Source organism: Pseudomonas sp. S3E17, from assembly GCF_024168685.1.
Lineage (GTDB): Bacteria > Pseudomonadota > Gammaproteobacteria > Pseudomonadales > Pseudomonadaceae > Aquipseudomonas > Aquipseudomonas marginalis.
This window is the reverse complement of the sequence record NZ_JALJWE010000001.1, coordinates 2592109-2617863: the sequence shown is the minus strand read 5'-3', so window position 1 is coordinate 2617863 and position 25755 is coordinate 2592109. Positions and strand designations below refer to the sequence as shown.

The 25755-nt window shown below is 61.9% G+C and carries 20 protein-coding genes and 3 tRNA genes; 21 read left to right on the top strand and 2 right to left on the bottom strand.

The features are described 5' to 3' along the window. The first annotated feature begins 15 nt into the window (after positions 1-15). Together J3D60_RS11490 and J3D60_RS11485 are read left to right on the top strand one after the other, a co-directional pair. A complete protein-coding gene (locus J3D60_RS11490) occupies positions 16-984 on the top strand; it encodes a hypothetical protein (RefSeq protein ID WP_253491488.1) in 969 nt (322 codons plus the stop codon). Between the two features lie 72 nt (positions 985-1056). After that, complete coding sequence (locus J3D60_RS11485; RefSeq protein ID WP_253491486.1) at positions 1057-2331, top strand: hypothetical protein; 1275 nt, start codon at positions 1057-1059, stop codon at positions 2329-2331. Positions 2332-2334: 3 nt separating this feature from the next. Here J3D60_RS11485 and J3D60_RS11480 read toward each other — a convergent pair whose 3' ends face one another. Together J3D60_RS11480 and J3D60_RS11475 are read right to left on the bottom strand one after the other, a co-directional pair. Continuing rightward, positions 2335-5613, bottom strand: coding sequence for an EAL domain-containing protein (locus J3D60_RS11480; RefSeq protein ID WP_065940376.1), 3279 nt, complete (start codon positions 5611-5613; stop codon positions 2335-2337). A gap of 66 nt (positions 5614-5679) precedes the next feature. Beyond that, the gene (locus tag J3D60_RS11475; RefSeq protein WP_065940375.1) at positions 5680-6570 is read right to left on the bottom strand and encodes a LysR family transcriptional regulator; all 891 of its coding nucleotides are present in this window, start codon (positions 6568-6570) and stop codon (positions 5680-5682) included. Between the two features lie 140 nt (positions 6571-6710). Between J3D60_RS11475 and leuC the strand changes: the two genes are divergently transcribed. The 19 genes from leuC to J3D60_RS11380 all read left to right on the top strand — a co-directional run bounded on the left by leuC (position 6711) and on the right by J3D60_RS11380 (position 25631). Further along, the gene (gene leuC, locus J3D60_RS11470) at positions 6711-8129 is read left to right on the top strand and encodes a 3-isopropylmalate dehydratase large subunit (protein WP_065940374.1); all 1419 of its coding nucleotides are present in this window, start codon (positions 6711-6713) and stop codon (positions 8127-8129) included. 10 nt (positions 8130-8139) lie between these two features. After that, on the top strand, positions 8140-8784 hold the full coding sequence (gene leuD / locus J3D60_RS11465; RefSeq protein ID WP_253491484.1) for a 3-isopropylmalate dehydratase small subunit: 645 nt from the start codon (positions 8140-8142) through the stop codon (positions 8782-8784). A 136-nt stretch (positions 8785-8920) separates the two neighbouring features. After that, complete coding sequence (locus J3D60_RS11460; RefSeq protein ID WP_253491482.1) at positions 8921-9685, top strand: class I SAM-dependent methyltransferase; 765 nt, start codon at positions 8921-8923, stop codon at positions 9683-9685. A 52-nt stretch (positions 9686-9737) separates the two neighbouring features. Beyond that, positions 9738-10820, top strand: a complete 1083-nt coding sequence (gene leuB, locus J3D60_RS11455; protein ID WP_017530190.1) for a 3-isopropylmalate dehydrogenase — start codon at positions 9738-9740, stop codon at positions 10818-10820. 64 nt (positions 10821-10884) lie between these two features. Next, positions 10885-11997 (top strand): aspartate-semialdehyde dehydrogenase, encoded by a 1113-nt coding sequence (asd, locus tag J3D60_RS11450; RefSeq protein ID WP_027604071.1) that lies wholly within the window; start codon positions 10885-10887, stop codon positions 11995-11997. Positions 11998-12246: 249 nt separating this feature from the next. Next, complete coding sequence (locus J3D60_RS11445; RefSeq protein ID WP_065940372.1) at positions 12247-13257, top strand: aspartate-semialdehyde dehydrogenase; 1011 nt, start codon at positions 12247-12249, stop codon at positions 13255-13257. A 163-nt stretch (positions 13258-13420) separates the two neighbouring features. Continuing rightward, positions 13421-15982 (top strand): FimV/HubP family polar landmark protein, encoded by a 2562-nt coding sequence (locus J3D60_RS11440; RefSeq protein WP_253491480.1) that lies wholly within the window; start codon positions 13421-13423, stop codon positions 15980-15982. A 140-nt stretch (positions 15983-16122) separates the two neighbouring features. Then, positions 16123-16947, top strand: a complete 825-nt coding sequence (gene truA, locus J3D60_RS11435; protein ID WP_027604074.1) for a tRNA pseudouridine(38-40) synthase TruA — start codon at positions 16123-16125, stop codon at positions 16945-16947. Between the two features lie 64 nt (positions 16948-17011). Then, complete coding sequence (locus tag J3D60_RS11430; protein WP_065940370.1) at positions 17012-17644, top strand: phosphoribosylanthranilate isomerase; 633 nt, start codon at positions 17012-17014, stop codon at positions 17642-17644. Between the two features lie 243 nt (positions 17645-17887). Beyond that, entirely contained in the window at positions 17888-18808 is a 921-nt protein-coding gene (gene accD / locus J3D60_RS11425) for an acetyl-CoA carboxylase, carboxyltransferase subunit beta (RefSeq protein WP_027604076.1), read from the top strand. After that, entirely contained in the window at positions 18805-20112 is a 1308-nt protein-coding gene (gene folC, locus J3D60_RS11420) for a bifunctional tetrahydrofolate synthase/dihydrofolate synthase (protein ID WP_253491478.1), read from the top strand. The genes accD and folC overlap by 4 nt, the downstream gene beginning before the upstream one ends. Next, on the top strand, positions 20096-20755 hold the full coding sequence (locus tag J3D60_RS11415) for an SPOR domain-containing protein (RefSeq protein ID WP_065940368.1): 660 nt from the start codon (positions 20096-20098) through the stop codon (positions 20753-20755). Before folC ends, J3D60_RS11415 begins: the two co-directional genes overlap by 17 nt. Positions 20756-21014: 259 nt before the next feature. Then, positions 21015-21572, top strand: coding sequence for a CvpA family protein (locus J3D60_RS11410; protein WP_003192538.1), 558 nt, complete (start codon positions 21015-21017; stop codon positions 21570-21572). A 41-nt stretch (positions 21573-21613) separates the two neighbouring features. Further along, entirely contained in the window at positions 21614-23119 is a 1506-nt protein-coding gene (gene purF, locus J3D60_RS11405) for an amidophosphoribosyltransferase (protein WP_027604079.1), read from the top strand. Between the two features lie 65 nt (positions 23120-23184). Further along, on the top strand, positions 23185-24396 hold the full coding sequence (locus J3D60_RS11400) for an O-succinylhomoserine sulfhydrylase (RefSeq protein ID WP_065940367.1): 1212 nt from the start codon (positions 23185-23187) through the stop codon (positions 24394-24396). An 11-nt stretch (positions 24397-24407) separates the two neighbouring features. Then, positions 24408-25172, top strand: coding sequence for an SDR family oxidoreductase (locus J3D60_RS11395; protein WP_027604081.1), 765 nt, complete (start codon positions 24408-24410; stop codon positions 25170-25172). Between the two features lie 105 nt (positions 25173-25277). Then, a tRNA-Val gene (locus J3D60_RS11390) sits at positions 25278-25353 on the top strand. Positions 25354-25372: 19 nt separating this feature from the next. Beyond that, a tRNA-Asp gene (locus J3D60_RS11385) sits at positions 25373-25449 on the top strand. A 105-nt stretch (positions 25450-25554) separates the two neighbouring features. Continuing rightward, positions 25555-25631, top strand: a tRNA-Asp gene (locus J3D60_RS11380). Positions 25632-25755: the final 124 nt, after the last annotated feature.

Sequence of the window (25755 nt, the reverse complement as noted above, 5' to 3'; positions counted from 1 at the left end):
AAGTGGAGAGAAACCATGTCGTATTGCTCGATTGATAACATTGCACGCGTAGTGGATGTTCGACAGGTGTTGAACAGCGATTTGTCGGCGCCTGCCAACGAACTCATGCCTTCATACCGCTTTAAACCCGTCGAGCCTGTCAAAGCCGCTGTCTCTACTCCTCTAGGCGTGCCACGAAGTAACACGGCAGTAGGGGCGGACTCAAATCCAGCTGCCAGCCTTATTGCCTTGTTCACTTCATTTTTCACGCAGTTGTTTAACCTTCTCTCGAATAAAACGGATAAGGTCGTTCCCGATAATAAGCCGCTGTCCCAAATCACTCCAACTGTCGACCCACCGGCTCCGCCAGAGCCGCAACCGCAACCGAAACCGCAACAAAGTTTCCCCATAGCGAACTTGTCCGATAAACGAAATGGTGCCAAGCCGGACAATATCTGGAGTGGGTTTCGCCAAGGCCCGGATGGCAACTGTGTCACGGTATCGGCTATTAAGGCGGCCATGTACAAGTTCGGCCAAAGTCCAACGGATATTTATAAAGAGGTGGTCAAGACCAACAACGGTTATCGGGTGACGATGCGCGACGACTTTGTACTTAACTTGACGGATCAAGAGTTGAAGGTTGGCGCCGCAGGTTCGCTCTTTATCGGCTCCGATAAAGGCATGCTCAAGGACGCGCAATTTCTGTTCGCTGTCAGTGCCAAGCGTGCGCAGATGGAAAACAACGACGGCTGGGCGAGCCGCAGTTATCGCGCAGCAGTGCGAACATTGAACGATGGGGAGGATGATGATGGGCCGGGTGAGGGCTTCCTGCGTTTGGGGCTGCGCAAGCACATGAAGAGGGTCAACGTGCGTGACCTCGCCAAAGGCCAGTTGGGCATGTGCAATCGTGCCCGTCATTCGGTGGCCGTGATCAATGGCCGCGAAGAGATTTATGGGCGCCAAGGCTCGGCGCCGACACGTGGGGTCGCCATCGCGCTGGTGTGATGCGTGTGTGCAAGGCGTGCAGCCAGGGCCTCTGGCTGCACATTTCCAGTCCAGTCTTGAGTGAGCAGTCCCATGAACACTTTGATTGAGGGTCGTGGCCCGGTCATGGCCAATCGGCCGTATGAGTACGTTTCAAGTATTTCCAACACCAAGGCCGGGGTGAAACTTGATGATCCCGTGAATGCATTCAATGCCGCCGAACGTCGATTTGGCGAAAACTATGACTGCAGTACCCATGCGGCCGTTATCAAAATGATGATGATGACATTCGGTCGACACCCCACTGATGTATTCAATGAGGTCGTTCCTGCAGGTGACGGGTATGCCGTCACCATGAAAGACCAATACAACGTGCATGTTTCACAGGCGGAACTTGAACGAGCGGCACAGGCTTGCAGGTTCACAGGGCGGGACCCCGAGGCGGTGAAACACGCCAGCTTCATGTTCGCGGCCTTTGTGAAACGCAAGCAGCTGTCAGGCGGCTATGGGACGTTCGATGCCGCCCTGGCGAAGACCCTTGAGGGTGAGACAAGCAAGCGATGCCTGGAGGGCATGGGCGTGTATGGTTTGTCGCGATCCGTAGAGGCCAGCGATATGGTTGGCAGGGAGGCTGCCTGGGTACGGCAAACCCATGCCTTTGGCGCTGCGCTGGTGGTGAACGGCATCGTGTCCAACTATGGCCGGCAGGGGCGGACCGAGGGTGGTTATGGGTATGTGCTGTTTGATGATCGCCAGGTTCCATCGCACCCAGGTGTGGAGGTTTCCCTTGTACCAGAAAGCATCAGGCATGCGGATATCTGGCGCGGTTTTTATCAAGGGGCAGAGGGCAATTGTGTCACGGTGTCGGCAATCAAGGCCGCCATCACGCGATTCCCTGACGGCATCTATACGGCTATCCACAGGACACGCGATGGCTTTGAGGTGACGATGCGTGATGGCGTCCGGCTGCGGTTGACGGACGAGGAACTGAGGCAGGCAACCGCAGTCTCGAATTTTCTCGGCAGCGATCGGGTGTTGCTCGATTACGCCAACTTCCTCTACGCCGTCAGCGCTAAGCGCGCGCAAATGGAAAATAACGACTTCCGTGCCCGGCAAAGCTATCCGGTCGCCCTGGAAACCCTCAATGACGGTGAAGCTCCTGGCGAGGCACTCCGACGTCTGGGCCTGTTTGCCTACATGCGTAACAGCACGGTAGACGAGTTGGCCCAGGGCGCGATCGGGACGATGGAAGACGGTTGGCATTCCGTGGCGGTGGTCGGTGGCGCACTGGACCTGTATGGGCAAAAGCACGCGTTGCACACGTCGCCCTGGAAACGCAGGGCGTTGAGCGCGCTAAAGCTGGTGTGAGGCTTAGCCGAGCAATCGCCTGAACCCCTCGATCGGCAGTGGCCGACTGTGCAAATACCCCTGGAACAAATGGCAGCCCAGCTTTTGCAGGAACGCCAATTGCTCCGGGGTTTCCACGCCTTCGGCAATCACCGTCAGGTTCAGGCTGCGGGCCATGGCCACGATGGCGCGGATGATTTCGGCGTCGTTGGGGTCATGGGTCGCGTCGCGTACGAAGGACTGGTCGATCTTCAGCGCATCCACCGGCAAGCGCTTGAGGTAGGTCAGCGATGAGTAGCCGGTACCGAAGTCATCCATGGCAAAACTGACACCGAGCTTCTTCAGGCGGCGCATCTTCGCCACGGTGTCGTCCAGGTTCTGAATCACGATGCCTTCGGTGATTTCCAGTTTCAGCAGGTTGCAGGGCAGTTGATGCCGCTTGAGGCTGCGCTCCACCCGTTCGACAAAGTCGTTCTGGCGAAACTGCCGGGGGCTGATGTTCACGCACAGACTGAAATTCAGCGGGTCCACCAAGCCTTCGGCAATCAGCTGTGCAAAGGCGGCGCAGGCCTCATCGAGGATCCAGGTACCCACTTCGAGAATCAGGCCGCTGTCTTCCAGGACCTTGATGAATTCGGACGGTGACTGCGCGCCCAACTGCGGATGCTGCCAGCGCACCAGGGCCTCGGCGCCGACGATCTTGTTGCCGCGCGCATCCACCTGGGGCTGGTAATGCACGCTGAACTCGCCGCGTGACAGGGCCAGGCGCAGGTCGGTTTCCATGCGCAGGCGCTCGCTGGCGGCCTTTTGCATGCTGTTGTGGAACATCTGCGTGGTGTTGCGCCCCGAATCCTTGGCCCGGTACAGGGCGATGTCGGCGCGCTTGAGCAGGTCCGCCGGGGTGGTGCCATGGTCGGGAATCAACGCCACGCCGATGCTTGGTGTGACCTGCAGGCGATGGCCATCGAGGAACATCGGCTCCGAAAGCAATTCGCGCAGGGTATCGGCCAGTTCCTGCACCTGGGTGCTGACTTGCGTGCGCGTGCCATCCAGGCCGCTGAGCAGTACCACGAACTCATCGCCGCCCAGGCGCGCCACCGTGTCCTCCATGCGCACGCTGGCCTCCAGGCGCGCGGTGACGATTTTCAGCACGGTGTCGCCCACCGGGTGGCCGAGGGAATCGTTGATGTGCTTGAAATGGTCGAGGTCGAGAAACAGCAGGGCACCGCGCAGGTTATGGCGCTTGAGCAAGGCGATCTGTTGGCTCAGGCGATCCATCAGCAGCGCACGGTTGGGCAGGTTGGTCAGCGGGTCGTGATAGGCCAGGTGACGGATCTGCGCCTGGGCGTTTTTCAGCAGGCTCACGTCCCGCGCGGTCAGCAGCAGGCACGGGGTTTCATTGAGGGTGATCGGCTCGACCGAGACTTCTACCGCCAACACGTCGCCGCGTTTGTTGTGCCAGAGCATTTCCAGGTGAGGGATGCGCCCCTTGATCTGCAATTCGGCCAACAAGGCGGAACGCTGGTTTTCATCGGCCCAGATGCCGATCTGGTACAGCGTCAAGCCAATGGCTTCTTCGGCGCGGTAGCCGGTGAGGCGGCAGAAGCCGTCGTTGACCTCCACATAACGGCCGGTGTCGCGCTCGGTGATGGAGATAGCGTCGGGGCTGGAATGGAAGGCCTTGGCGAATTTTTCCTCGCTGGCCTTCAGCGCGGCCTCCGAGCGTTGTTGCTGGGTGATGTCGCGCAAGGTGGTGACGATGCACGGCTGGTCGCCCACCTTGATCAGCCGGCTGGAAATCATGCAGGTCAGGGTTTGGCCGTTCTTGTGGTGCACCACGATGGCCACATTGCTCAACGCCTGGTCGCGAATCACCTGTTCGATACGCTGCAGGCGTTTGCTTGACTCGTCCCACAGGCCGATCTGCTCGGCACTCTTGTCGATCACCTCGGCCGCCGTCCAACCAAACGTCTGGGTGAAGGCGGGGTTGATCTCGATGAACGCGCCACTGTCCAGGCAGGTCACGCAGATGGGATCGGGGCTGGCCTGGAACAGGCTGGCGAACTTTTCTTCGGAGGCGGTCAGGCGTTGTTCGCGCTCCACCTGGTCGGTGATGTCCAGCAGGGTGCCGGCCATGCGCAGCGGCGCCCCTTGCTCGTCGCGGTAGAGGCGGGCGCGGCTTTCCAGGTAGCGCGAGCTGCCGTCGTCCAGTGGCACGCGGTAAGTCAGTTGGTAATTGCCGGCCGGGCCTTCGCGCAGGGTGCGATAAGCGTTGCGCATGTTCTCGCGCTCTTGCCTGGGCATGCCCTCGAAAAACGCCTCGAAGGATTCATGGAAGGGCTCGGGTGGCAGACCGTGCAGTTGAGCGGCGCGGGCCGAGCCGTAGAGCATGCCGGTGGGGATATGCCAGTCCCAGGTGCCCAGTTGCGCCGAGTCCAAGGCCAGGTCCAGGCGCTCCTGGCTGTCCTTGAGGGCATTTTCGGCGTTTTTGCGCTCGGTAGTGTCGAGAAAGGTGCTGATCAAGTAGGCCTCGCCCTCCAGCTCGACCTTTTGCGCACAGAGGGTGCCATCGTGGATCTGGCCGTTGCTGGCGCAGAACTGCACTTCCATGGTGATGGGTTCACCCTTGCGCTGGGTGGCCTGGACCATCTGCGCGCGTTGTTCGGGGTGGCGCCACAGGCCCAGGTCCAGGGTGGTGCGGCCAATGGCATCGGCCACCGGCCAGCCGAAGAGCATCTCGAAATACTGGTTGGCTTCGCTGATCAGGCCGTCGGACTGGCGGGTCAACAACACCATGTTCGGGCACAGGTGAAACAGCGTGGCGAAGCGTTTTTCGGAATGGCTGAGGGCGTGCTCCCGCTCGCGCTGGCGAGTGGTCTCGCGGATCACGCCGATCATGCGGCGCCGGCCGGCCTTGTCCGGTGCCAGGCTGCCATTGATCTCCAGCCAGTGATGGGTGCCGTCCGGCCATTGGATGTGATGGTGCATGGCCTGCTCGAAAGGCTCGCCGGCCAGCACCGCATGAAAGGCGCGCACCACCCGGGAGCGATCCGACGGCGCCAGCAGGTCGAGGTAATCCAGGTCCTTGGGCAGTGGTTGGCGCGGGTCGAAGCCGAACAGCGCCTGGGTGCCCCGTGACCAGCTTATTCTTCCGGTGTCGATTTCCCAGCACCACGCGCCCAGCCGGGCCGCATTCAGGGCTGCCAGCAGTTGCGGGGCGCTGTCCCAGCTTTGTTCCGCCTGCTGGGGGTCCAGGGCGTAGATGCGGGGCAGGGGGGGTAGAGGGTCGACAGGGTTGCGCATTATCAAAGGGCCTTGGCTCGATGGGCAAACAGCGCGGTTTTATTCACAACCTGGGGCCGCACGGCGTCATACCGGTATCACTGGCAGATCCACCTGTGCATCCAACAGGCTCATGAACGCCCGCGCAGCGTTCGACAGTGTCCTTTCGGTGTGCACGATATAGCCTAGCTGGCGACTGAGTTGTATGCCCGGCAAAGCGATACTCGCCACCTGCTCATCGAGCATGGTGCGCGGCAACACGCTCCAGGCCAGGCCGATGGAGACCATCATCTTGATGGTTTCCAGGTAGTTGGTACTCATCGCGATGTTCGGCGTAAGGCCCTGGGCCTCGAACAGACGGCTGACAATATGGTGGGTAAAGGTATTACCGCCAGGGAAAACCGCCGGGTGGCCGGCAATATCGGCCAGGCTGACCTCGCGGTTGCCGGTAAGGCTGTGCTCCGGCGCCACCACGAAATCCAGCGGGTCATCCCACACCGGTGTGGCGCGTACCAGGTGATGGGGGTCGGGCGCCAGGGTGATCACCGCCACTTCGGCGCGGCCGTGGAGGATTTCTTCGTAGGCCACTTCCGAATCGAGAAACTGAATATCCAGGGCCACGTTCGGGTATTCGCGGGTGAAGGTGCGCAGGATCGGTGGCAAACGATGCAGGCCGATGTGGTGGCTGGTGGCCAAAGTGAGGCGGCCGCTGACTTCTCCGGTGAGGTTGGTGAGGGCGCGGCGGGTGTCGTCCAGCACGTTGAGAATCTGATAAGCGCGCGGCAGCAAGGCCCGGCCGGCTTCCGTCAAGCCGACTTCACGGCCCAGGCGATCGAACAGTCGCACCTTCAATTGCTGTTCCAGGCCGGCGATGCGCTTGCTGATGGCCGGCTGGGTCAGGTGCAGGCGTTCACCTGCGCCGGAGAAGCTGCCGGTCTCGGCGATGGCAATAAAGGCATTGAGGTTGGCCAGGTCCATGGTTGTATTCCAGTTGGTAATCCAAAGCATAAAAAATATGAATTTGAGTTATTTAATGTAGCGCCATACCATCAGCCTCACAAGCCAAAGGGTTATTGAAAAGCCCGGCGCATAGAAACACCGCTGATGAGGACCGACTGATGGCCGGCAAAACGCTTTACGACAAGCTTTGGGATTCCCATGAAGTGAAACGGCGCGACGATGGCTCGTCGCTGATCTATATCGACCGTCACATCATCCATGAAGTGACCTCGCCCCAAGCGTTCGAAGGCCTGCGGCTGGCCGGGCGCAAGCCTTGGCGCGTCGACTCGATCATCGCCACTCCGGACCACAACGTACCGACCACCCCGGAGCGCAAGGGTGGGATCGACGCCATTGTCGACACCGTGTCGCGCTTGCAGGTGCAGACCCTCGACGACTACTGCGACGAATATGGCATCACCGAATTCAAGATGAATGACGTGCGTCAAGGGATCGTCCACGTGATCGGCCCGGAGCAGGGCGCCACCTTGCCGGGCATGACCGTGGTCTGCGGCGACTCCCACACTTCCACCCACGGTGCGTTTGGCGCCCTGGCCCACGGCATCGGCACCTCGGAGGTGGAACATGTGTTCGCCACCCAGTGCCTGGTCGCCAAGAAAATGAAGAACATGCTGGTGCGTGTCGAAGGCACCTTGCCGTTCGGCGTGACCGCCAAGGACATCGTGCTCGCCGTGATCGGCAAGATCGGCACCGCCGGCGGTAACGGCCATGCCATCGAGTTCGCCGGCAGCGCCATTCGCGACCTGTCCATCGAGGGCCGCATGACCATCTGCAACATGTCCATCGAAGCCGGTGCCCGCGTGGGCATGGTGGCGGCGGACGAGAAAACCATTGAGTACGTGAAGGGGCGCCCATTTGCACCGCAAGGCGCCGATTGGGACGCCGCGGTTGAAGCCTGGAAGGACCTGGTGTCCGACGCCGATGCGGTGTTCGACACCGTGGTTGAACTCGACGCTGCCCAGATCAAGCCGCAAGTCAGCTGGGGCACTTCGCCGGAAATGGTCCTGGCCGTCGACCAGAACGTGCCGGACCCGGCGCAGGAAGCCGACCTGGTCAAGCGCGGTTCCATCGAGCGCGCCTTGAAGTACATGGGCTTGAAGGCCAACCAGGCGATCACCGACATCCAGTTGGATCGCGTGTTTATCGGCTCCTGCACCAACTCGCGGATCGAAGACCTGCGCGCGGCGGCGGTGATCGCCAAGGGCCGCAAAGTTGCCTCGACCATCAAGCAGGCCATCGTGGTGCCAGGCTCGGGTCTGGTAAAAGCACAGGCTGAGGCCGAAGGCCTGGACAAGATCTTCCTCGAAGCCGGTTTTGAGTGGCGTGAGCCGGGCTGCTCGATGTGCCTGGCGATGAACCCGGACCGCCTGGAGTCGGGCGAGCATTGCGCGTCCACCTCCAACCGTAACTTCGAAGGGCGTCAGGGCGCCGGTGGCCGTACCCACCTGGTCAGCCCGGCCATGGCCGCCGCTGCTGCCGTCAACGGTCGTTTCATCGACGTTCGCGAATTGATCTGAGGAAAACCCGATGAGAGCTTTTACCCAACACACCGGTTTGGTCGCGCCGTTGGACCGTGCCAACGTCGACACCGACCAGATCATCCCCAAGCAGTTCTTGAAGTCGATCAAGCGCACCGGTTTCGGCCCCAACCTGTTCGACGAATGGCGCTACCTGGACGTGGGCTACGCCTACCAGGACAACTCCAAGCGCCCGTTGAACAAGGACTTCGTGCTCAACGCCGAGCGCTACCAAGGCGCCAGCGTGTTGCTGGCCCGGGAAAACTTCGGTTGCGGCTCCAGCCGCGAGCACGCGCCGTGGGCCCTGGAAGAATATGGCTTTCGCAGCATCATCGCGCCGAGCTATGCCGACATCTTCTTCAACAACAGCTTCAAGAACGGCCTGTTGCCGATCATCCTGACCGACGAAGAAGTCGACGAACTGTTCAAGCAAGTGGAAGCCGATGAGGGCTACCAGCTGACCATCGACCTGGCTGCGCAAACCGTGACCCGTCCGGACGGCAAGGTGTACCACTTTGAGGTGGACGCCTTCCGCAAGCACTGCCTGATCAACGGCCTGGACGATATCGGCCTGACCTTGCAGGACGGCGATGCGATTGCCGCGTTCGAAGCCAGGCACCGGGCGAGCCAGCCCTGGTTGTTTCGTGACGCATAAATTGATGTAGGCAGGACCGGCTTCATCGGGGGCAAGCCCCCTCCCACCTTTTGAGTTGTGAATACATTCAAATGTGGGAGGGGGCTTGCCCCCGATAGGGCCGGTACCAGCAACACAACCCTTGAAGGATGCCACCATGACCAGCACCGCCCACACCCAAGTCGTGCAAAAACAATTCGGCGAACAGGCATCTGCCTACCTGAGCAGTGCCGTGCACGCCCAAGGCACCGAATTCGCGCTGCTCCAGGCCGAACTGGCCGGGCAGGGCGATGCGCGGCTGCTGGACCTGGGTTGCGGTGCCGGTCATGTGAGTTTCCATATGGCTCCATTGGTCAAGGAAGTCGTGGCCTACGACCTCTCCCAGCAGATGCTCGATGTGGTGGCCGCCGCTGCGCAAGATCGCGGTCTCACCAATATCGGCACCGTAAACGGCGCCGCCGAGCGCCTGCCGTTTGCCGATGGCGAATTCGACTTCGTGTTCAGCCGTTATTCGGCGCACCATTGGAGCGACCTCGGCGTGGCCCTGCGCGAAGTGCGCCGCGTGCTCAAGCCGGGCGGCGTGGCGGCGTTTATCGATGTCTTGTCACCGGGCAGCCCGTTGCTGGACACTTACCTGCAAACCGTCGAAGTGCTGCGCGACACCAGCCACGTGCGTGACTACTCCGCCGCCGAATGGATGCGCCAGCTCAGCGAAGCCGGCTTGCACGTACGCAACAGCAGCCGCCAGCGCCTGCGCCTGGAATACACCTCGTGGGTCGAACGCATGCGCACACCGCAAGTGTTGCGCGCCGCGATCCTGGAGCTGCAGCAGGCGATGGGCCAGGAAGTGCGCGATTACTACGAGATTCAGGCCGACGGCACCTTCAGCACCGACGTGCTGGTGGTCTGGGCCGAACGCTGATTAATTTTCCCGGCCTGCCCACGGGCAGGTCGCTCGATGAAATGAGGAACCCATGAGCAAGCAGATTCTGATTCTCCCTGGCGACGGTATTGGTCCGGAAATCATGGCCGAAGCGGTCAAGGTCCTGGAGCTTGCCAACAGCAAGTACAGCCTGGGCTTCGAATTGAGCCACGACGTGATCGGCGGCGCTGCCATCGACAAGCACGGCGTGCCCCTGGCCGACGAAACCCTGGACCGCGCCCGCGCCGCCGATGCCGTGCTGCTGGGCGCCGTGGGTGGCCCGAAGTGGGACAAGATCGAGCGTGATATCCGCCCTGAGCGCGGCCTGCTGAAAATCCGCGCGCAACTGGGCCTGTTCGGCAACCTGCGCCCGGCGATCCTCTACCCGCAACTGGCCGACGCATCGAGCCTGAAGCCGGAAGTGGTGGCGGGCCTGGACATCCTGATCGTGCGTGAACTGACCGGCGGTATCTACTTTGGCTCGCCACGGGGCGTGCGCGAGTTGGAGAATGGTGAGCGCCAGGCCTACGACACCCTGCCGTACAGCGAGAGCGAAATCCGCCGTATCGCCCGCGTCGGTTTCGACATGGCCCGTGTACGCGGCAAGAAGGTCTGCTCGGTGGACAAGGCCAACGTCCTGGCCTCCAGCCAACTGTGGCGCGAAATCGTCGAAGAAGTGGCCAAGGACTACCCGGACGTCGAACTGAGCCACATGTACGTCGACAACGCCGCCATGCAACTGGTCCGTGCGCCGAAGCAGTTCGACGTGATCGTCACCGACAACCTGTTCGGCGACATCCTGTCCGACCAGGCGTCGATGCTCACCGGTTCCATCGGCATGCTGCCGTCGGCGTCCCTGGACACCAATAACAAAGGCATGTACGAGCCTTGCCACGGCTCGGCGCCGGACATTGCGGGCCAGGGTATTGCCAACCCGCTGGCGACCATCCTGTCGGTCTCGATGATGCTGCGCTACAGCTTCAACCTGAGCGACGCTGCGGACGCGATCGAGAAGGCCGTGAGCCTGGTGCTGGACCAGGGCCTGCGCACCGGCGACATCTGGTCGCAGGGTTGCACCAAGGTGGGTACGCAGGAAATGGGCGACGCAGTAGTCGCCGCGCTGCGGAATCTGTAATCTCTCGGGCCCGCTTGCAGTTGTTGCTGCAAGGCGGCCCACTTTTTAACAAGGTGTAGTTGCGATGAAACGTGTAGGTCTGATCGGTTGGCGCGGTATGGTCGGTTCCGTGCTCATGCAGCGGATGCTGGAAGAGCAGGATTTCGATCTTATTGAGCCGGTGTTTTTCACCACTTCGAACGTAGGTGGCCAAGGGCCGTCCGTGGGCAAGGATATTGCCCCGCTCAAGGACGCCTACAGCATTGAAGAGCTGAAAACCCTCGACGTGATCCTCACCTGCCAGGGTGGCGACTACACCAGCGAAGTCTTCCCCAAGCTGCGTGAAGCCGGCTGGCAGGGTTACTGGATCGACGCCGCCTCGAGCCTGCGCATGCAGGACGACGCCGTGATCATCCTCGACCCGGTCAACCGCAAGGTCATCGACCAGCAGTTGGATGCCGGCACCAAGAATTATGTGGGCGGCAACTGCACCGTCAGCCTGATGCTGATGGGCCTGGGCGGCCTGTTCGAAGCCGGCCTGGTCGAGTGGATGAGCGCCATGACTTATCAGGCAGCTTCCGGTGCCGGCGCGCAGAACATGCGTGAGTTGATCAAGCAGATGGGCGCGACCCACGCCGCCGTCGCCGATCAACTGGCCGACCCGGCCAGCGCGATCCTCGACATCGACCGCCGTGTGGCCGAAGCCATGCGCAGCGATGCCTACCCGACCGAGAACTTCGGTGTGCCATTGGCCGGCAGCCTGATCCCGTGGATCGACAAAGAGCTGCCGAACGGCCAGAGCCGCGAAGAGTGGAAGGCCCAGGCCGAGACCAACAAGATCCTCGGCCGGTTCAAGAGCCCGATCCCGGTGGATGGCATCTGCGTGCGCATCGGCGCCATGCGCTGCCACAGCCAGGCGCTGACCATCAAGCTGAACAAAGACGTGCCGATCGCCGATATCGAAGGGCTGATCAGCCAGCATAACCCCTGGGTCAAGCTGGTGCCGAACAACCGCGACATCAGCATGCAGGAGCTGAGCCCGACCAAGGTCACCGGCACCCTGAATGTACCGGTGGGCCGTCTGCGCAAGCTGAACATGGGCACCCAGTACCTGGGCGCATTCACCGTCGGCGACCAACTGCTGTGGGGCGCGGCCGAGCCGCTGCGTCGCATGCTGCGGATTTTGCTGGAGCGTTGATCGCTTGAAGCAATAATAGAAACCCGCGTTCTGGTGACAGGCGCGGGTTTTTTATTGTTCTTTCGGGCGCTATCGGGAGCAAGCCCCCTCCCACATTCAACCGAGTTCCAACCTTGAAATGCTGTTCACTGTGGGAGGGGGCTTGCTCCCGATAGCGCCATCAGCCACTCCACTAGCCCCAGGCTAATTGCCTCACTCCCGGCCACCCGGTAAAGTGCCGCTCCCCCCGCAATGCCCGAGGCAGCCCCCATGACCCAGACCTTTGAAATTGCCGTGATCGGTGCCACCGGTACGGTCGGCGAAACCCTGGTGCAGATTCTCGAAGAGCTGGCATTCCCGGTGGGCACCCTGTACCTGCTGGCGGGCAGTAACTCTGCTGGCGCGTCGGTACCGTTTCGCGGCAAGAACGTACGGGTCAAGGAGGTCGACGAATTCGATTTCAGCAAGGTGCAACTGGCCTTCTTCGCCGCAGGCCCGGCAGTCACCCTGAGCTTCGCGCCCCGTGCCACGGCGGCGGGTTGCTCGGTGATCGACTTGTCGGGAGCCTTGCCCGCCGAGCAGGCGCCCCAGGTGGTGCCGGAAGCCAATGCCCACGTTCTCGACGGCCTGGAAAAACCGTTCCAGCTCGGCAGCCCGAGCCCGTCGGCCACCAACCTGGCGGTGGTGCTGGCGCCGTTGCGCGGCTTGCTGGACATCCAGCGTGTCGCCGTCACTGCCAGCCTGGCAGTGTCTGCCCAAGGCCGGGAAGCCGTCAGCGAATTGGCACGTCAGACCGCCGAGCTCCTGAACGTGCGCCCTCTGGAACCTAAGTTCTTTGACCGGCAAATGGCCTTCAACCTGTTGGCACAAGTCGGCACGCCAGACGCCCAAGGTCATACCGCCTTGGAAAAGCGCCTGGTTCACGAACTGCGTGCAGTCCTGGAATTACCTTTGCTAAAGATTTCCGCAACATGCGTTCAAGCCCCGGTGTTTTTTGGCGATAGCCTGACGGTGTCGTTGCAACTGGGCGCGGCGGTCGATCTTGCCGCCGTCAACCGCGCATTGGAGGCCGCGCCGGGTATCGAACTGGTAGAAGAGGGTGATTACCCTACAGCCGTGGGCGACGCAGTCGGCCAGGATGTGGTCTACGTAGGCCGGGTGCGCGCGGGCGTGGATGACGCGGCTGAACTAAATCTGTGGCTGACGTCAGATAACGTACGCAAGGGCGCCGCCCTTAACGCCGTGCAGCTGGCGCAGTTGTTGATAAAACGCCTTGCGTAAAAGATACTTGGCGGCAATTTGTAGATTGATTCTAACCAGGCGCTATGCTTGGCCCCAAGCAGGAACAATTGCGCGTCGGTGACCTATCGGCTCGCCATGCCTTATGGCAAGCGGTTACCAACCTTCTCGCAGGCCGGGGAGTGTTCAAACAAAGGATGAGGCTATGGTTCAAGTTCGCAAACTGGTGTTAGCAATAGCGGCCGCCTCGGCGCTGTCCTCCGGTATGGCGCAGGCGCTGCAGCTGGGGGAAATGACCCTTAAGTCGACGTTGAACCAGCCGTTGTCGGTGGAAATCGAATTGCTCGATGTCGGTGGCCTCACGGCGTCCGAGATCACCCCGAGCCTGGCCTCATCCCAGGCATTCGTGGACGCGGGCGTCGATCGCCAGGCGTTTCTCGATGACCTGACGTTTACCCCGGTCATCAATCCCAGTGGTCGCAGCGTGGTGCGCGTCACCTCCAGCAAGCCGCTGCCGGATTCCTACGTACGTTTCCTGCTGCAGGTGCAATGGCCCAATGGCCGCTTGATGCGCGACTACAGTGTGTTGCTCGACCCTGCCAAGTTCGACCAGTCGGCTTCGACCTCCGCAGCACCTGCACCGCGCGTGGGAGCGCCCGCCCGCACTGCGCCCGTTGTGAGCACGCCGGCCCAGCACACCACCACCTCCCGCGACACCCTGTGGGAAATTGCGCAGAAGCACCGCAATGGCGGCTCGGTGCAGCAGACCATGCTGGCCATTCAGGCACTCAACCCCGACGCCTTTATCGACGGCAATATCAACCGCCTGAAAACCGGCCAGGTGCTGCGCCTGCCGGACACCGTACAAAGCACGGCGTTGCCGCAACCTCAGGCAATCGCCGAAGTGAGGGTACAAAATGCCGCCTGGCGCCAGGGTCGGCGCGGGGCGACCAATCAGGCGGCCGGCAAGCAGCAACTGGACGCCACCAAGCGTGCCCAGGCCGGCAATGCGCCGTCGACCACCAATACCCAGGACAACCTGAGCCTGGTCTCGGCTGAAGCAGCCAAGAAAGGCGGCAAGGGCAAGGCCGGCGACAGCCAGGTCCTGAGCGACAAGCTGGCGATGACCCAGGAGCAACTGGACACCACTCGCCGCGATAACGAAGAGCTCAAGAGCCGTGCCGCAGATCTGCAAAGCCAGTTGGATAAACTGCAAAAGTTGATTCAACTGAAAAACGATCAACTGGCCCGTTTGCAGGCAGAAAAAGGCGACCCGGCCGTAGCGGCGACGGCAGCGATGCCTGCACAGCTGGCAAGCGACCCGGCCGCCACGCCGGCAGCACCCGCTGCACAGACCGCCGCGCCAACGCCAACCCCTGCTGCGCCGGCACCTGAAGCGGCTAAACCGGCCGCCGCACCTGACACCACCGAAGGCAAGTTCAATGAACTGCTGACCAACCCGGTTGTCCTCGGTGTGATCGGCGGCGCGGCTGGCCTGGTGGTGTTGCTGCTCCTGCTGCTGTGGGCGCGCCATCGCAACGCCCGCCGTGAAGAGGAAAAGCACTTGCGCATGGCGCGGGCGCTGGCTGAAGAGCCGGAATTTACCTCGAACATCGAACAGGACCTGCCGTCGGACAGTTTCGAAGGCCTCGAAGTGCCGCCGCCGAACGTCAAGCTGGCAGCGGCTCCGGCACCCGCTCCAGTGGTTGCGCCGGCGGTGGCGGTTCCGACGGTTGCCTCCGTGCTCGCGCCGCTGGCCGCTGCCGTGGCCCCGCAAAACGCCAACGATGCCCTGGCGCAAGCCCAGTCCCATATCGACCGTGGTCACCTGAACCAGGCCGCCGATGTGCTGGAACAAGCGATCAAGCACGAGCCCAAGCGCAGCGACCTGCGGTTGAAGCTGATGGAAGTCTACGGCCTGCAAAGCGACAAGGACGGTTTCGTGACCCAGGAGCGTCAACTGGTGGCCAATGGTGAGAACCATGCCCAGGTCGAGCAACTCAAGTCGCGCTTTCCTGCGATGGCGGTATTGGCGGCGGGCGTCAGTGCCGCGGTTGCCGCCGCGGCCCTCGACGCTCAGTACGTCAAGGACCTGCTGGAAGACAAACCGGCTGTCCCAGCCGCCGAGCCCGATGCACTCGACACCGATTTCGACCTGAGCCTGGATGAGCTGGAGGCGGCTTCGCCAGCCAACCTGGACGACGAACAGACGTTTGCAGCGCTCCTGGAGCAGCAATCGGCGTCCAAGGCCGACAAGGAAAACCTGTCGGACTTCGACCTGGATCTGCAGCCGAATACCCCGGCGTCCGAGCAGTCCGACGATGACTTCCTTTCCGGTCTTGAGGACCAGATGAAGGATGTGTCGGCAGTGGAGCCGCCGACGCTGACCCCATCGGCGCTGGATGACTTCGATTTGCCGGAGGATTTCGACCTGTCCCTGGCGGACGAGCCAGGCGAAGCCGCCAAGCCGGATGCCTTCGCTTCGGAGCTGGACGATGTCAACGCCGAGCTGGATCGCCTGTCCCAAAGCCTGGAGAATCCGCCCATCGAACCCTCCTTTACCGCCGAGGACGCGGCGCTGGGTGGGGATGAGCCGGAGTTCGACTTCCTGTCTGGCACGAATGAAGTCGCCACCAAGCTCGATCTCGCCCAGGCCTATATCGACATGGGTGATGCCGACGGCGCGCGGGACATCCTCTCCGAAGTGCTCACCGAAGGTGATGAGGCTCAGCGCGGCGAGGCCAAGGAAATGCTCGGCAAAATCTGAAGGTTGATGCCGGTGCGGTGTGGGAAGGTCAATCCCTAACAAAAGCGCACGCCACGCAGCTGCCGCATTTATAATGGCTGCCTTTGCGCAACTCATCAGGCTCTCAGTTCTTGGCAAATATAGATAACCCGGCCGCCGAAATGGCGGCCGCTGGCTTTTACCGCATCGCCCTCGGCGTGGAATACAAAGGCTCGCGCTATCGCGGCTGGCAGCGTCAGGCGTCAGGCGTGCTGACGGTGCAGGAAACCCTGGAGAAGGCGCTGTCGAAAGTGGCTGACTCCCCGGTGTCGTTGATGTGCGCCGGGCGTACCGATGCCGGTGTGCATGCCTGCGGCCAAGTGGTGCACTTCGATACCCAGGCCGAACGCACGATGAAGGCCTGGGTGATGGGCGCCAATATCAATCTGCCCCACGACGTCAGCGTCAGTTGGGCCAAGGTCATGCCTGCGCACTTTCATGCGCGCTTCAAGGCCATTGCCCGGCGTTATCGCTATGTGATCTACAACGACCAGATCCGTCCCGCGCACCTCAACGAAGAAATCACCTGGAACCACCGTCCGCTGGATGCCGAGCGCATGGCCGAGGCTGCGCAGCATCTGGTGGGGGTGCATGATTTCAGTGCGTTCCGTGCCGGCCAGTGCCAGGCCAAGTCGCCGATCAAGGAAGTCCACCACCTGCGGGTGACTCGCCACGGCAAGATGATCGTGCTGGACATCCGTGCCGGCGCTTTCCTGCACCATATGGTGCGCAACATTGCGGGCGTATTGATGACCATCGGTACCGGCGAACGCCCGGTGGAATGGGCCAGGGAAGTGCTGGAAAGCCGCATCCGCCGCACGGGCGGCGTCACGGCGCATCCGTTTGGCCTGTACCTGGTGGACGTGGAGTACCGCGACGAGTTCGAGCTGCCCCAGCGTTTCATCGGGCCACACTTCCTCACAGGGTTCAGTGAACTTGGCGGCTGACGCCCGGAATAGCTTTTGTTACCATCCGGGACTTTATCGGTCCAACCCCTGAGGTTTCTACGACATGCCTGCCGTTCGCAGCAAGATTTGCGGGATTACCCGCATAGAAGACGCGCTGGCGGCAGTCGAGGCGGGGGCGGATGCCATTGGCCTGGTATTTTATGCCAGGAGCCCACGGGCGGTGAATGTGTTGCAGGCGCGGGCGATCGTTGCGGCGCTGCCGCCGTTCGTGACCACCGTGGGCTTGTTCGTCAACGCCAGCCGCTGCGAACTCAACGAAACCCTGGATGCCGTGCAGTTGGATATGCTGCAATTTCACGGCGACGAAACCCCGGATCAATGTGAAAGCTACCAACGCCCGTATATCAAGGCGTTGCGGGTCAAGGCGGGTGACGATATCGCGAGGGCCTGCGCTGCCTATTCCGGCGCGCGTGGCATTCTGTTGGACACGTATGTCGAAGGCGTACCCGGTGGTACCGGCGAAGCGTTCGATTGGTCGCTGATCCCTGAAGGGTTGAGCAAGCCGATCATCCTGGCCGGGGGGCTCAACCCTGGGAACGTCGGTTCGGCGATTCAACAGGTCCGGCCGTATGCCGTGGATGTCAGCGGTGGGGTAGAGCAAGGCAAGGGCATCAAGGATCACGACAGGATTCGCGCATTCATGCAGGCGGTGCGCAACAGCTGTGTCGGGATGTGACGGCTGGCAGTCTGCCGCCGTCCATAGCTACCACTGTGTAAAACAGCCCGGCGCCGCCTGAGGGAGGCCCGGAAATGAAGTGGCAACCTGCGCAGGCAGGCTGTCTGGAAGGCTGAGGATGCAGGCTGGAAATGGCAGGTCGAACGTCTGACCCCGTCCAGCCTGCGTCATCGCCACATATGAATTTAGCTCAAGGGCATACGCGGGGCTGTGTTCAAGCTACCGGTACTGGAGAAAGAAAGCATGAGCAACTGGTTAGTAGACAAACTGATCCCTTCGATCATGCGTTCCGAGGTGAAGAAAAGCTCGGTTCCTGAAGGTCTGTGGCACAAGTGCCCATCCTGCGACGCGGTGCTGTACCGCCCCGAGCTGGAAAAGACCCTGGATGTTTGCCCCAAGTGCAACCACCACATGCGTATCGGCGCCCGCGCCCGCATCGACATCTTCCTCGACGCCGACGGCCGTAACGAGCTGGGCGCCGACCTGGAGCCGGTCGACCGTCTCAAGTTCCGCGACGGCAAGAAGTACAAGGACCGCCTGACCGCTGCGCAAAAGCAGACCGGTGAGAAGGACGCGTTGATTTCCGTCAGCGGCAAGCTGCTGGGCATGCCGGTGGTGGTGTCGGCGTTCGAGTTCTCCTTCATGGGCGGCTCCATGGGGGCCATCGTCGGCGAGCGCTTCGTGCGCGCGGCCAACTACGCCCTGGAAAACCGTTGCCCGATGATCTGCTTCGCCGCCTCCGGTGGTGCGCGGATGCAGGAAGCGTTGATCTCCCTGATGCAAATGGCCAAGACCTCTGCGGTGCTGGCGCGTCTGCGCGAAGAAGGCATTCCGTTCATCTCTGTGCTGACCGACCCGGTCTACGGCGGCGTTTCCGCCAGCCTGGCGATGCTCGGCGACGTAATTGTCGGTGAGCCAAAAGCCCTGATCGGCTTTGCCGGCCCGCGCGTGATCGAGCAGACCGTGCGCGAAAAACTGCCGGAAGGCTTCCAGCGCAGCGAGTTCCTGCTGGAGCACGGCGCAATCGACCTGATCATTCCGCGCGGTGAGCTGCGTCCACGCCTGGGTAGCCTGCTGGCGCAGATGATGGGCCTGCCGACACCTGTTTACGTCGCGCCTAAAGTCGAGCCGATCGTTGTGCCGCCGGTGCCTGCGAACCTATGACCCAACGTACCCTGGGCGAATGGCTCGCCTACCTCGAGCAGTTGCATCCGTCCGCCATCGACATGGGCCTGGAGCGCTCGCAACAGGTAGCGGCCCGCCTTGGGTTGGGCCGGCCGGCGCCGCGTGTGATCACGGTGACCGGCACCAACGGCAAGGGCTCTACCTGTGCCTTTGTTGCCGCGCTGCTGCAGGCCCAGGGGCTGCAAGTAGGCGTGTACAGCTCGCCGCACTTGCTGCGTTACAACGAGCGGGTGCAACTCAATGGCGTCGAAGCCAGTGATGAGCAACTCTGCGAAGCCTTCGCCGCACTCGATGCCGGGCGCGGTGAGATTTCCCTGACTTACTTCGAAATGGGCACCCTGGCGGCGTTCTGGCTGTTCGAGCGTGCGCAGCTGGATGTGGTCGTATTGGAAGTGGGCCTGGGCGGGCGTCTGGACACCGTCAACGTGGTGGATGCCGACCTGGCGCTGGTCACCAGTATTGGCGTGGACCATGCCGACTACCTGGGGGATACCCGCGAGTCCGTGGCCTATGAGAAGGCCGGGATTTTCCGCCCGGGCAAGCCTGCGCTGTGCGGTGACCTGGATCCGCCGCTGCCCTTGTTGGACAAGGTGCGTGAACTGGGCTGCCCATTCTTCCTGCGGGGCCGCGAATTCAATCTTGAAATCGATGACCGGCACTGGCAGTGGTGCGGGCGGGATGCCCGTGGGCAGGCTGTGGAGCTGCGTGATCTGCCCTTGCTGAACCTGCCGATGGAGAACGCCGCACTCGCGCTGCAAGCCTATCTGTTGCTGGACCTGCCTTGGCAGGCTGAGCAGATTGCTGCGACGTTGCTGGCGACCCGCGTGGTAGGGCGCCTGGATCGCCGGGTGTTCGACTGGCACGGCAAGCGCCTGAACCTGCTGCTGGACGTGGGGCATAACCCCCATGCAGCGCAATACCTGGCAAAACGCCTGGCGCGCACGCCGCCGGTGGGGCGTCGCCTGGCTGTATTCGGTTTGCTTGCCGATAAGGACCTGGAGGGCGTGGTTGCACCGTTGCTGGACAGCGTCCAGGCTTGGGCGGTCGCGCCGCTGGATACGCCGCGCAGTCGTCCGGCCCATGAGCTTGAGATCGTGTTACAGAACCTTGGTGCGCCGGTGGCGTCGTATGCAAGCGTGACTGCTGCCCTGGAGGCACAGTGCGCGGTAGCGACGGCCGAGGACGAAATTCTGTTGTTCGGATCATTTTATTGTGTTGCCGAGGCGCTTGAGTGGTTGGCCCGGCGCTCCACGGAGGAAGCTGCACATGGCATTACTGGATAGCGCATACAAGCAGCGAATGGTTGGAGCCCTGGTGCTGGTGGCATTGGCGGTGATCTTCCTGCCGATGCTGTTTTCCCGCCAGGACGAGCAGCGCCAGGTGGTTGTCGAGGCTCCGGCTGCGCCCCAGGCACCGGCAGTGCCGCAAGTGCAGGTGGAGCCGGTGGTGGTGCCTGAGCCGCAGGCGTTGCCTGAAGAAGAGCCGGTGCCGACTGACGATGAGGTGGCTGCGCAGCAGGCGCCGTCGATGCCGGTGCAGCCAAGCGTGCCGGTGGTCAAGCCGACACCTGCTCCGGCGGTCGCCGCCAAGCCGGCGACGCCTGCGCCTGCGCCCAAACCGGTGGTGCCGCAGCCTGCCGCGCCGGGCAAGCCGGATGTGGGTCAGAGCCGTATCGATCCGAATGGTCTGCCGATCAGTTGGTCGATCCAGGTGGCCAGCCTGGGCAATCGCGAAGGCGCCGACGCCTTGCAGAAGAAGCTGCGTGCCCAGGGCTACAACGCCTATATCCGTAGCGCCGACGGCAAGAACCGCGTGTTTATCGGGCCGCTGATCGAGCGCGCCGAGGCCGACCGGCTGCGGGATTTGCTGGACCGTCAGCAGAACCTGAAAGGCTTCGTCACACGCTTCCAGCCTGAGCGCGGCTGAGCCCGTATCGGTTTAAACCTGAAGTCCAATCAAATGTGGGAGGGGGCTTGCCCCCGATAGCGGTGGATCAGTCAGCACTATGCAGTGATTGATAAGCCGCAATCGGGGGCAAGCCTCCTCCCACATTGGTTTTGTGGTGAGGTTGAAATGTGATCGGCCCGCCACAAACTATTGATTTGCAAAGCAGCCGCAATCACAGCTTACCGACAGCCCGACGCTCTGCTAAAATGCGCCGCCTTATCCGTCCGTAGGCTCAAACGTGCCATTTACCTGGGTTGACTGGGCGATCGTTGCAATCGTCGCCATCTCCGCTTTGATCAGTCTAAGCCGCGGCTTCGTAAAAGAAGCACTGTCGTTGCTGACCTGGATCATCGCAGGAGTCGTAGCCTGGATGTTCGGCGGTTCATTGTCGGTCTACCTGGCCGGATACATCGAGACACCTTCGGCTCGCGTCATCGCGGGCTGCGCCATCATGTTCATCGCCACGCTGCTGGTGGGGGCAATGGTCAATTATCTTATTGGCGAGTTGATACGCGTCACCGGCCTCTCCGGGACCGATCGATTTCTCGGCATGGCCTTCGGTGCCGCGCGTGGCGCGTTGCTGGTGGTCGTGGCGGTCGGGCTGTTGAGCCTGGGGCCGGTACAGCAGGATTCGTGGTGGCAGGAGTCGGTACTCGTGCCAAAATTTCTATTGGTTGCAGATTGGTCCAAGAACCTCATCTTGGGGTGGAGCAGTCAGTGGCTGGCCAGCGGAATCAGCGTACCCGCTGATCTTCCGTTCAAGGAACACCTCTTGCCGGCCAAAACGCCGCAGTAAGTTGTGTTCAGTCAAGATTCATTAAGTAGGGGTTGCGTCGCATGTGTGGCATCGTCGGTATCGTCGGTAAGTCGAACGTCAATCAGGCGCTGTATGACGCGCTAACCGTCCTCCAGCACCGCGGCCAGGACGCTGCCGGTATTGTGACCAGCCACGACGGCCGGTTATTCCTGCGCAAGGACAATGGCCTGGTACGTGACGTGTTCCATCAGCGTCACATGCAGCGCCTCGTCGGGCACATGGGCATTGGCCATGTGCGTTACCCGACTGCCGGTAGCTCGACGTCGGCCGAAGCTCAGCCGTTCTACGTCAACTCGCCTTACGGCATTACCCTGGCGCATAACGGTAACCTGACCAACGTTGAGCAACTGGCCAAGGAGATTTACGAATCTGACCTGCGCCACGTCAACACCAGCTCCGACTCGGAAGTGCTGCTCAACGTGTTTGCCCACGAGCTGGCCCAGCGTGGCAAGCTGCAGCCGACCGAAGAAGATGTGTTCGCCGCCGTGATCGACGTGCATAACCGTTGCGTCGGCGGTTATGCCGTTGTGGCGATGATCACCGGCTACGGCATCGTCGGCTTCCGTGACCCCCACGGTATTCGCCCGATCGTGTTCGGCCAGCGTCACACCGACGAAGGCGTCGAGTACATGATCGCGTCCGAAAGCGTGTCCCTTGACGTGCTGGGCTTCACCCTGATCCGCGACCTCGCGCCGGGCGAAGCGGTGTACATCACCGAAGACGGCAAGCTGCATACCCGTCAGTGCGCTGTCGCGCCGAAACTTACCCCGTGCATCTTCGAACACGTCTACCTGGCGCGTCCGGATTCGATCATCGACGGCGTTTCGGTGTACAAGGCGCGCCTGCGCATGGGCGAGAAGCTGGCCGACAAGATCCTGCGCGAGCGTCCCGAGCACGACATCGACGTGGTGATCCCGATCCCGGACACCAGCCGTACCGCTGCGCTGGAATTGGCCAACCACCTGGGCGTCAAGTTCCGCGAAGGCTTCGTGAAGAACCGTTACATCGGTCGCACCTTCATCATGCCGGGCCAGGCGGCGCGCAAGAAGTCGGTGCGCCAGAAGCTCAACGCCATCGAGCTGGAGTTCCGCGGCAAGAACGTGATGCTGGTGGACGACTCCATCGTGCGCGGCACCACCTGCAAGCAAATCATCCAGATGGCCCGTGAAGCCGGTGCGAAGAACGTGTACTTCTGTTCCGCAGCGCCTGCCGTGCGTTACCCGAACGTGTACGGTATCGACATGCCGAGCGCCCACGAACTGATCGCACACAACCGCACGACCCAGGATGTGGCCGACCTGATCGGCGCCGATTGGCTGATCTACCAGGACCTGCCGGACCTGATCGAAGCGGTCGGCGGTGGCAAGATCAAGATCGAGCAGTTCGACTGCGCCGTGTTCGACGGTAAGTACGTGACCGGTGACGTCGACGAGGCCTACCTGAACAAGATCGAGCAGGCGCGTAACGACTCGTCGAAGATCAAGACCCAGGCGGTCAGCGCGATCATCGATCTGTACAACAACTGAGTAGACACCGGCCCTGAGGGGCCGGTTTTGTATCTTAAATAAAGAATTGAGTAAGGAGTCGCAGCATGAGTCAGGAATGGGATGCCGGTCGCTTGGACAGCGACCTCGATGGCGTAGCTTTCGATACCCTGGCTGTGCGCGCCGGCCAGCACCGTACCCCGGAAGGTGAGCACGGTGACCCGATGTTCTTTACCTCCAGCTACGTGTTCCGCACGGCGGCCGACGCCGCTGCGCGCTTTGCTGGCGAAGTGCCGGGTAACGTTTATTCCCGCTACACCAACCCGACTGTGCGCGCGTTCGAAGAGCGTATCGCGGCCCTGGAAGGCGCAGAGCAGGCGGTGGCAACGGCCACCGGCATGGCGGCGATCCTGGCGGTGGTGATGAGCCTGTGCAGTGCCGGCGACCATGTGCTGGTGTCGCGCAGCGTGTTTGGTTCGACCATCAGCCTGTTCGAGAAGTATTTCAAGCGCTTCGGTATTGAAGTGGACTACGTGCCCTTGGCGGATCTGTCCGGCTGGGATGCGGCGATCAAGTCCAACACCAAATTGCTGTTCGTCGAGTCGCCGTCCAATCCGCTGGCCGAGCTGGTGGATATCGCGGCATTGTCCGAAGTGGCCCACACCAAGGGCGCAATGCTGGTGGTCGATAACTGCTTCTGCACGCCTGCCTTGCAGCAGCCGCTGAAGCTCGGCGCGGACATCGTGGTGCATTCGGCCACCAAGTTTATCGATGGCCAGGGCCGTTGCATGGGCGGCGTGGTTGCAGGCCGCAGCGAGCAGATGAAGGAAGTGGTGGGCTTCCTGCGCACCGCCGGCCCGACCTTGAGCCCGTTCAACGCCTGGATCTTCCTCAAGGGCCTGGAAACCCTCAGCCTGCGTATGAAAGCCCATTGCGCCAACGCCCAGGCCCTGGCCGAGTGGCTGGAGCAGCAGGACGGTATCGAAAAAGTGCATTACGCCGGCCTCAAGAGCCACCCGCAGCACGCGTTGGCCCAGCGCCAGCAGCGTGGTTTCGGCGCCGTGGTGAGTTTCGAAGTGAAGGGCGGCAAAGAGGGCGCCTGGCGCTTTATCGATGCGACGCGCCTGATCTCCATCACGGCCAACCTGGGCGATAGCAAGACCACCATTACCCATCCGAGCACCACCTCCCACGGACGCCTGGCGCCGCAGGAGCGTGAGGCGGCCGGTATCCGGGACAGCCTGATCCGCATCGCGGTCGGCCTGGAAGATGTCACGGATCTGCAGGCTGACCTGGCTCGCGGGCTGGCTGCCTTGTGATCGAGTGGTCCCTGGAGGCCGCGGCGGCCAGTAATGGGCGCGTCGCCCTGGTGACGGGCGCGGCGCGGGGTATTGGCCTCGGGATTGCGGCGTGGCTGATCAGCGAAGGCTGGCAGGTGGTCTTGACCGACCTCGACCGCGAGCGCGGTTCCAAGGTGTCCAAGGTGCTGGGCGAAAACGCCTGGTTTATCACCATGGACGTTGCTGACGAGAAGCAGGTGGCCCAGGGGGTCGCCGAAGTCCTGGGGCAGTTCGGGCGCCTGGACGCGTTGGTCTGTAACGCTGCGGTGGCCGACCCGCACAATATCACCCTGGAAAGCCTCGACCTGGCCTACTGGAACCGTGTGCTGGCCGTTAACCTCAGTGGGCCGATGTTGCTGGCCAAACATTGTGCGCCTTACCTGCGTGCCCACGGCGGAGCCATCGTCAACCTGGCGTCGACCCGGGCTCGTCAGTCGGAGCCGGATACCGAGGCTTATGCGGCGAGCAAGGGTGGCCTGTTGGCGCTTACTCACGCCTTGGCGATCAGCCTCGGGCCGGAAGTGCGGGTGAATGCGGTCAGCCCTGGCTGGATTGATGCCCGTGATCCAGCTGCGCGGCGTGCCGAGCCTTTGACCGATGCCGATCATGCCCAGCATCCGGCGGGCAGGGTGGGTACGGTAGAGGACGTGGCAGCGATGGTGGCGTGGCTGCTGTCGCGCCAGGCCGGGTTTGTCACCGGGCAAGAGTTTGTGGTGGACGGTGGCATGAGCAAGAAGATGATTTACAGCGAGTGACGGGTAGCCGTCTTGAAGCCATTCTGTCTTTTTCAGAAAAACTTCAAGCAGGCTATTGACTTAGGTCCGCTACCTGCGTAAATTTCGCGGCCTCAACGAAGCAAAGGGTGATTAGCTCAGCTGGGAGAGCATCTGCCTTACAAGCAGAGGGTCGGCGGTTCGATCCCGTCATCACCCACCATTCGCTTCATGTGTTACGCGCAGCGGTAGTTCAGTCGGTTAGAATACCGGCCTGTCACGCCGGGGGTCGCGGGTTCGAGTCCCGTCCGCTGCGCCATATTTTCCAGGTTCGATTTATCGGGCTTGAGATTGAACAGCCAAGGCTGATCGATCAGATGTTCAAAGACGGTTGAGGCGGTTTGCTCAGCCGGTCAAGCGATACGCAGCGGTAGTTCAGTCGGTTAGAATACCGGCCTGTCACGCCGGGGGTCGCGGGTTCGAGTCCCGTCCGCTGCGCCATATCTGCCTCAAGGCCCACTGAACGCCTTGAAGCACAAAGCAAGCCACTGGCTACTTTGATCCGATAGCAAAGACCCTGGTCGAAAGACCGGGGTTTTTTGTGTCTGCAATTTGGCAATTTTTT

Coding starts and splice junctions, on each gene's coding strand:
- J3D60_RS11485 (WP_253491486.1), top strand. CDS start 1,057: ATGAACACTTTGATTGAGGGTCGTGGCCCGGTCATGGCCAATCGGCCG.
- J3D60_RS11440 (WP_253491480.1), top strand. CDS start 13,421: ATGGTTCAAGTTCGCAAACTGGTGTTAGCAATAGCGGCCGCCTCGGCG.
- J3D60_RS11400 (WP_065940367.1), top strand. CDS start 23,185: ATGAGTCAGGAATGGGATGCCGGTCGCTTGGACAGCGACCTCGATGGC.
- J3D60_RS11430 (WP_065940370.1), top strand. CDS start 17,012: ATGCCTGCCGTTCGCAGCAAGATTTGCGGGATTACCCGCATAGAAGAC.
- J3D60_RS11490 (WP_253491488.1), top strand. CDS start 16: ATGTCGTATTGCTCGATTGATAACATTGCACGCGTAGTGGATGTTCGA.
- J3D60_RS11480 (WP_065940376.1), bottom strand. CDS start 5,613: ATGCGCAACCCTGTCGACCCTCTACCCCCCCTGCCCCGCATCTACGCC.
- accD (WP_027604076.1), top strand. CDS start 17,888: ATGAGCAACTGGTTAGTAGACAAACTGATCCCTTCGATCATGCGTTCC.
- J3D60_RS11460 (WP_253491482.1), top strand. CDS start 8,921: ATGACCAGCACCGCCCACACCCAAGTCGTGCAAAAACAATTCGGCGAA.
- truA (WP_027604074.1), top strand. CDS start 16,123: ATGGCGGCCGCTGGCTTTTACCGCATCGCCCTCGGCGTGGAATACAAA.
- J3D60_RS11475 (WP_065940375.1), bottom strand. CDS start 6,570: ATGGACCTGGCCAACCTCAATGCCTTTATTGCCATCGCCGAGACCGGC.
- purF (WP_027604079.1), top strand. CDS start 21,614: ATGTGTGGCATCGTCGGTATCGTCGGTAAGTCGAACGTCAATCAGGCG.
- J3D60_RS11445 (WP_065940372.1), top strand. CDS start 12,247: ATGACCCAGACCTTTGAAATTGCCGTGATCGGTGCCACCGGTACGGTC.
- J3D60_RS11415 (WP_065940368.1), top strand. CDS start 20,096: ATGGCATTACTGGATAGCGCATACAAGCAGCGAATGGTTGGAGCCCTG.
- asd (WP_027604071.1), top strand. CDS start 10,885: ATGAAACGTGTAGGTCTGATCGGTTGGCGCGGTATGGTCGGTTCCGTG.
- leuD (WP_253491484.1), top strand. CDS start 8,140: ATGAGAGCTTTTACCCAACACACCGGTTTGGTCGCGCCGTTGGACCGT.
- leuC (WP_065940374.1), top strand. CDS start 6,711: ATGGCCGGCAAAACGCTTTACGACAAGCTTTGGGATTCCCATGAAGTG.
- folC (WP_253491478.1), top strand. CDS start 18,805: ATGACCCAACGTACCCTGGGCGAATGGCTCGCCTACCTCGAGCAGTTG.
- leuB (WP_017530190.1), top strand. CDS start 9,738: ATGAGCAAGCAGATTCTGATTCTCCCTGGCGACGGTATTGGTCCGGAA.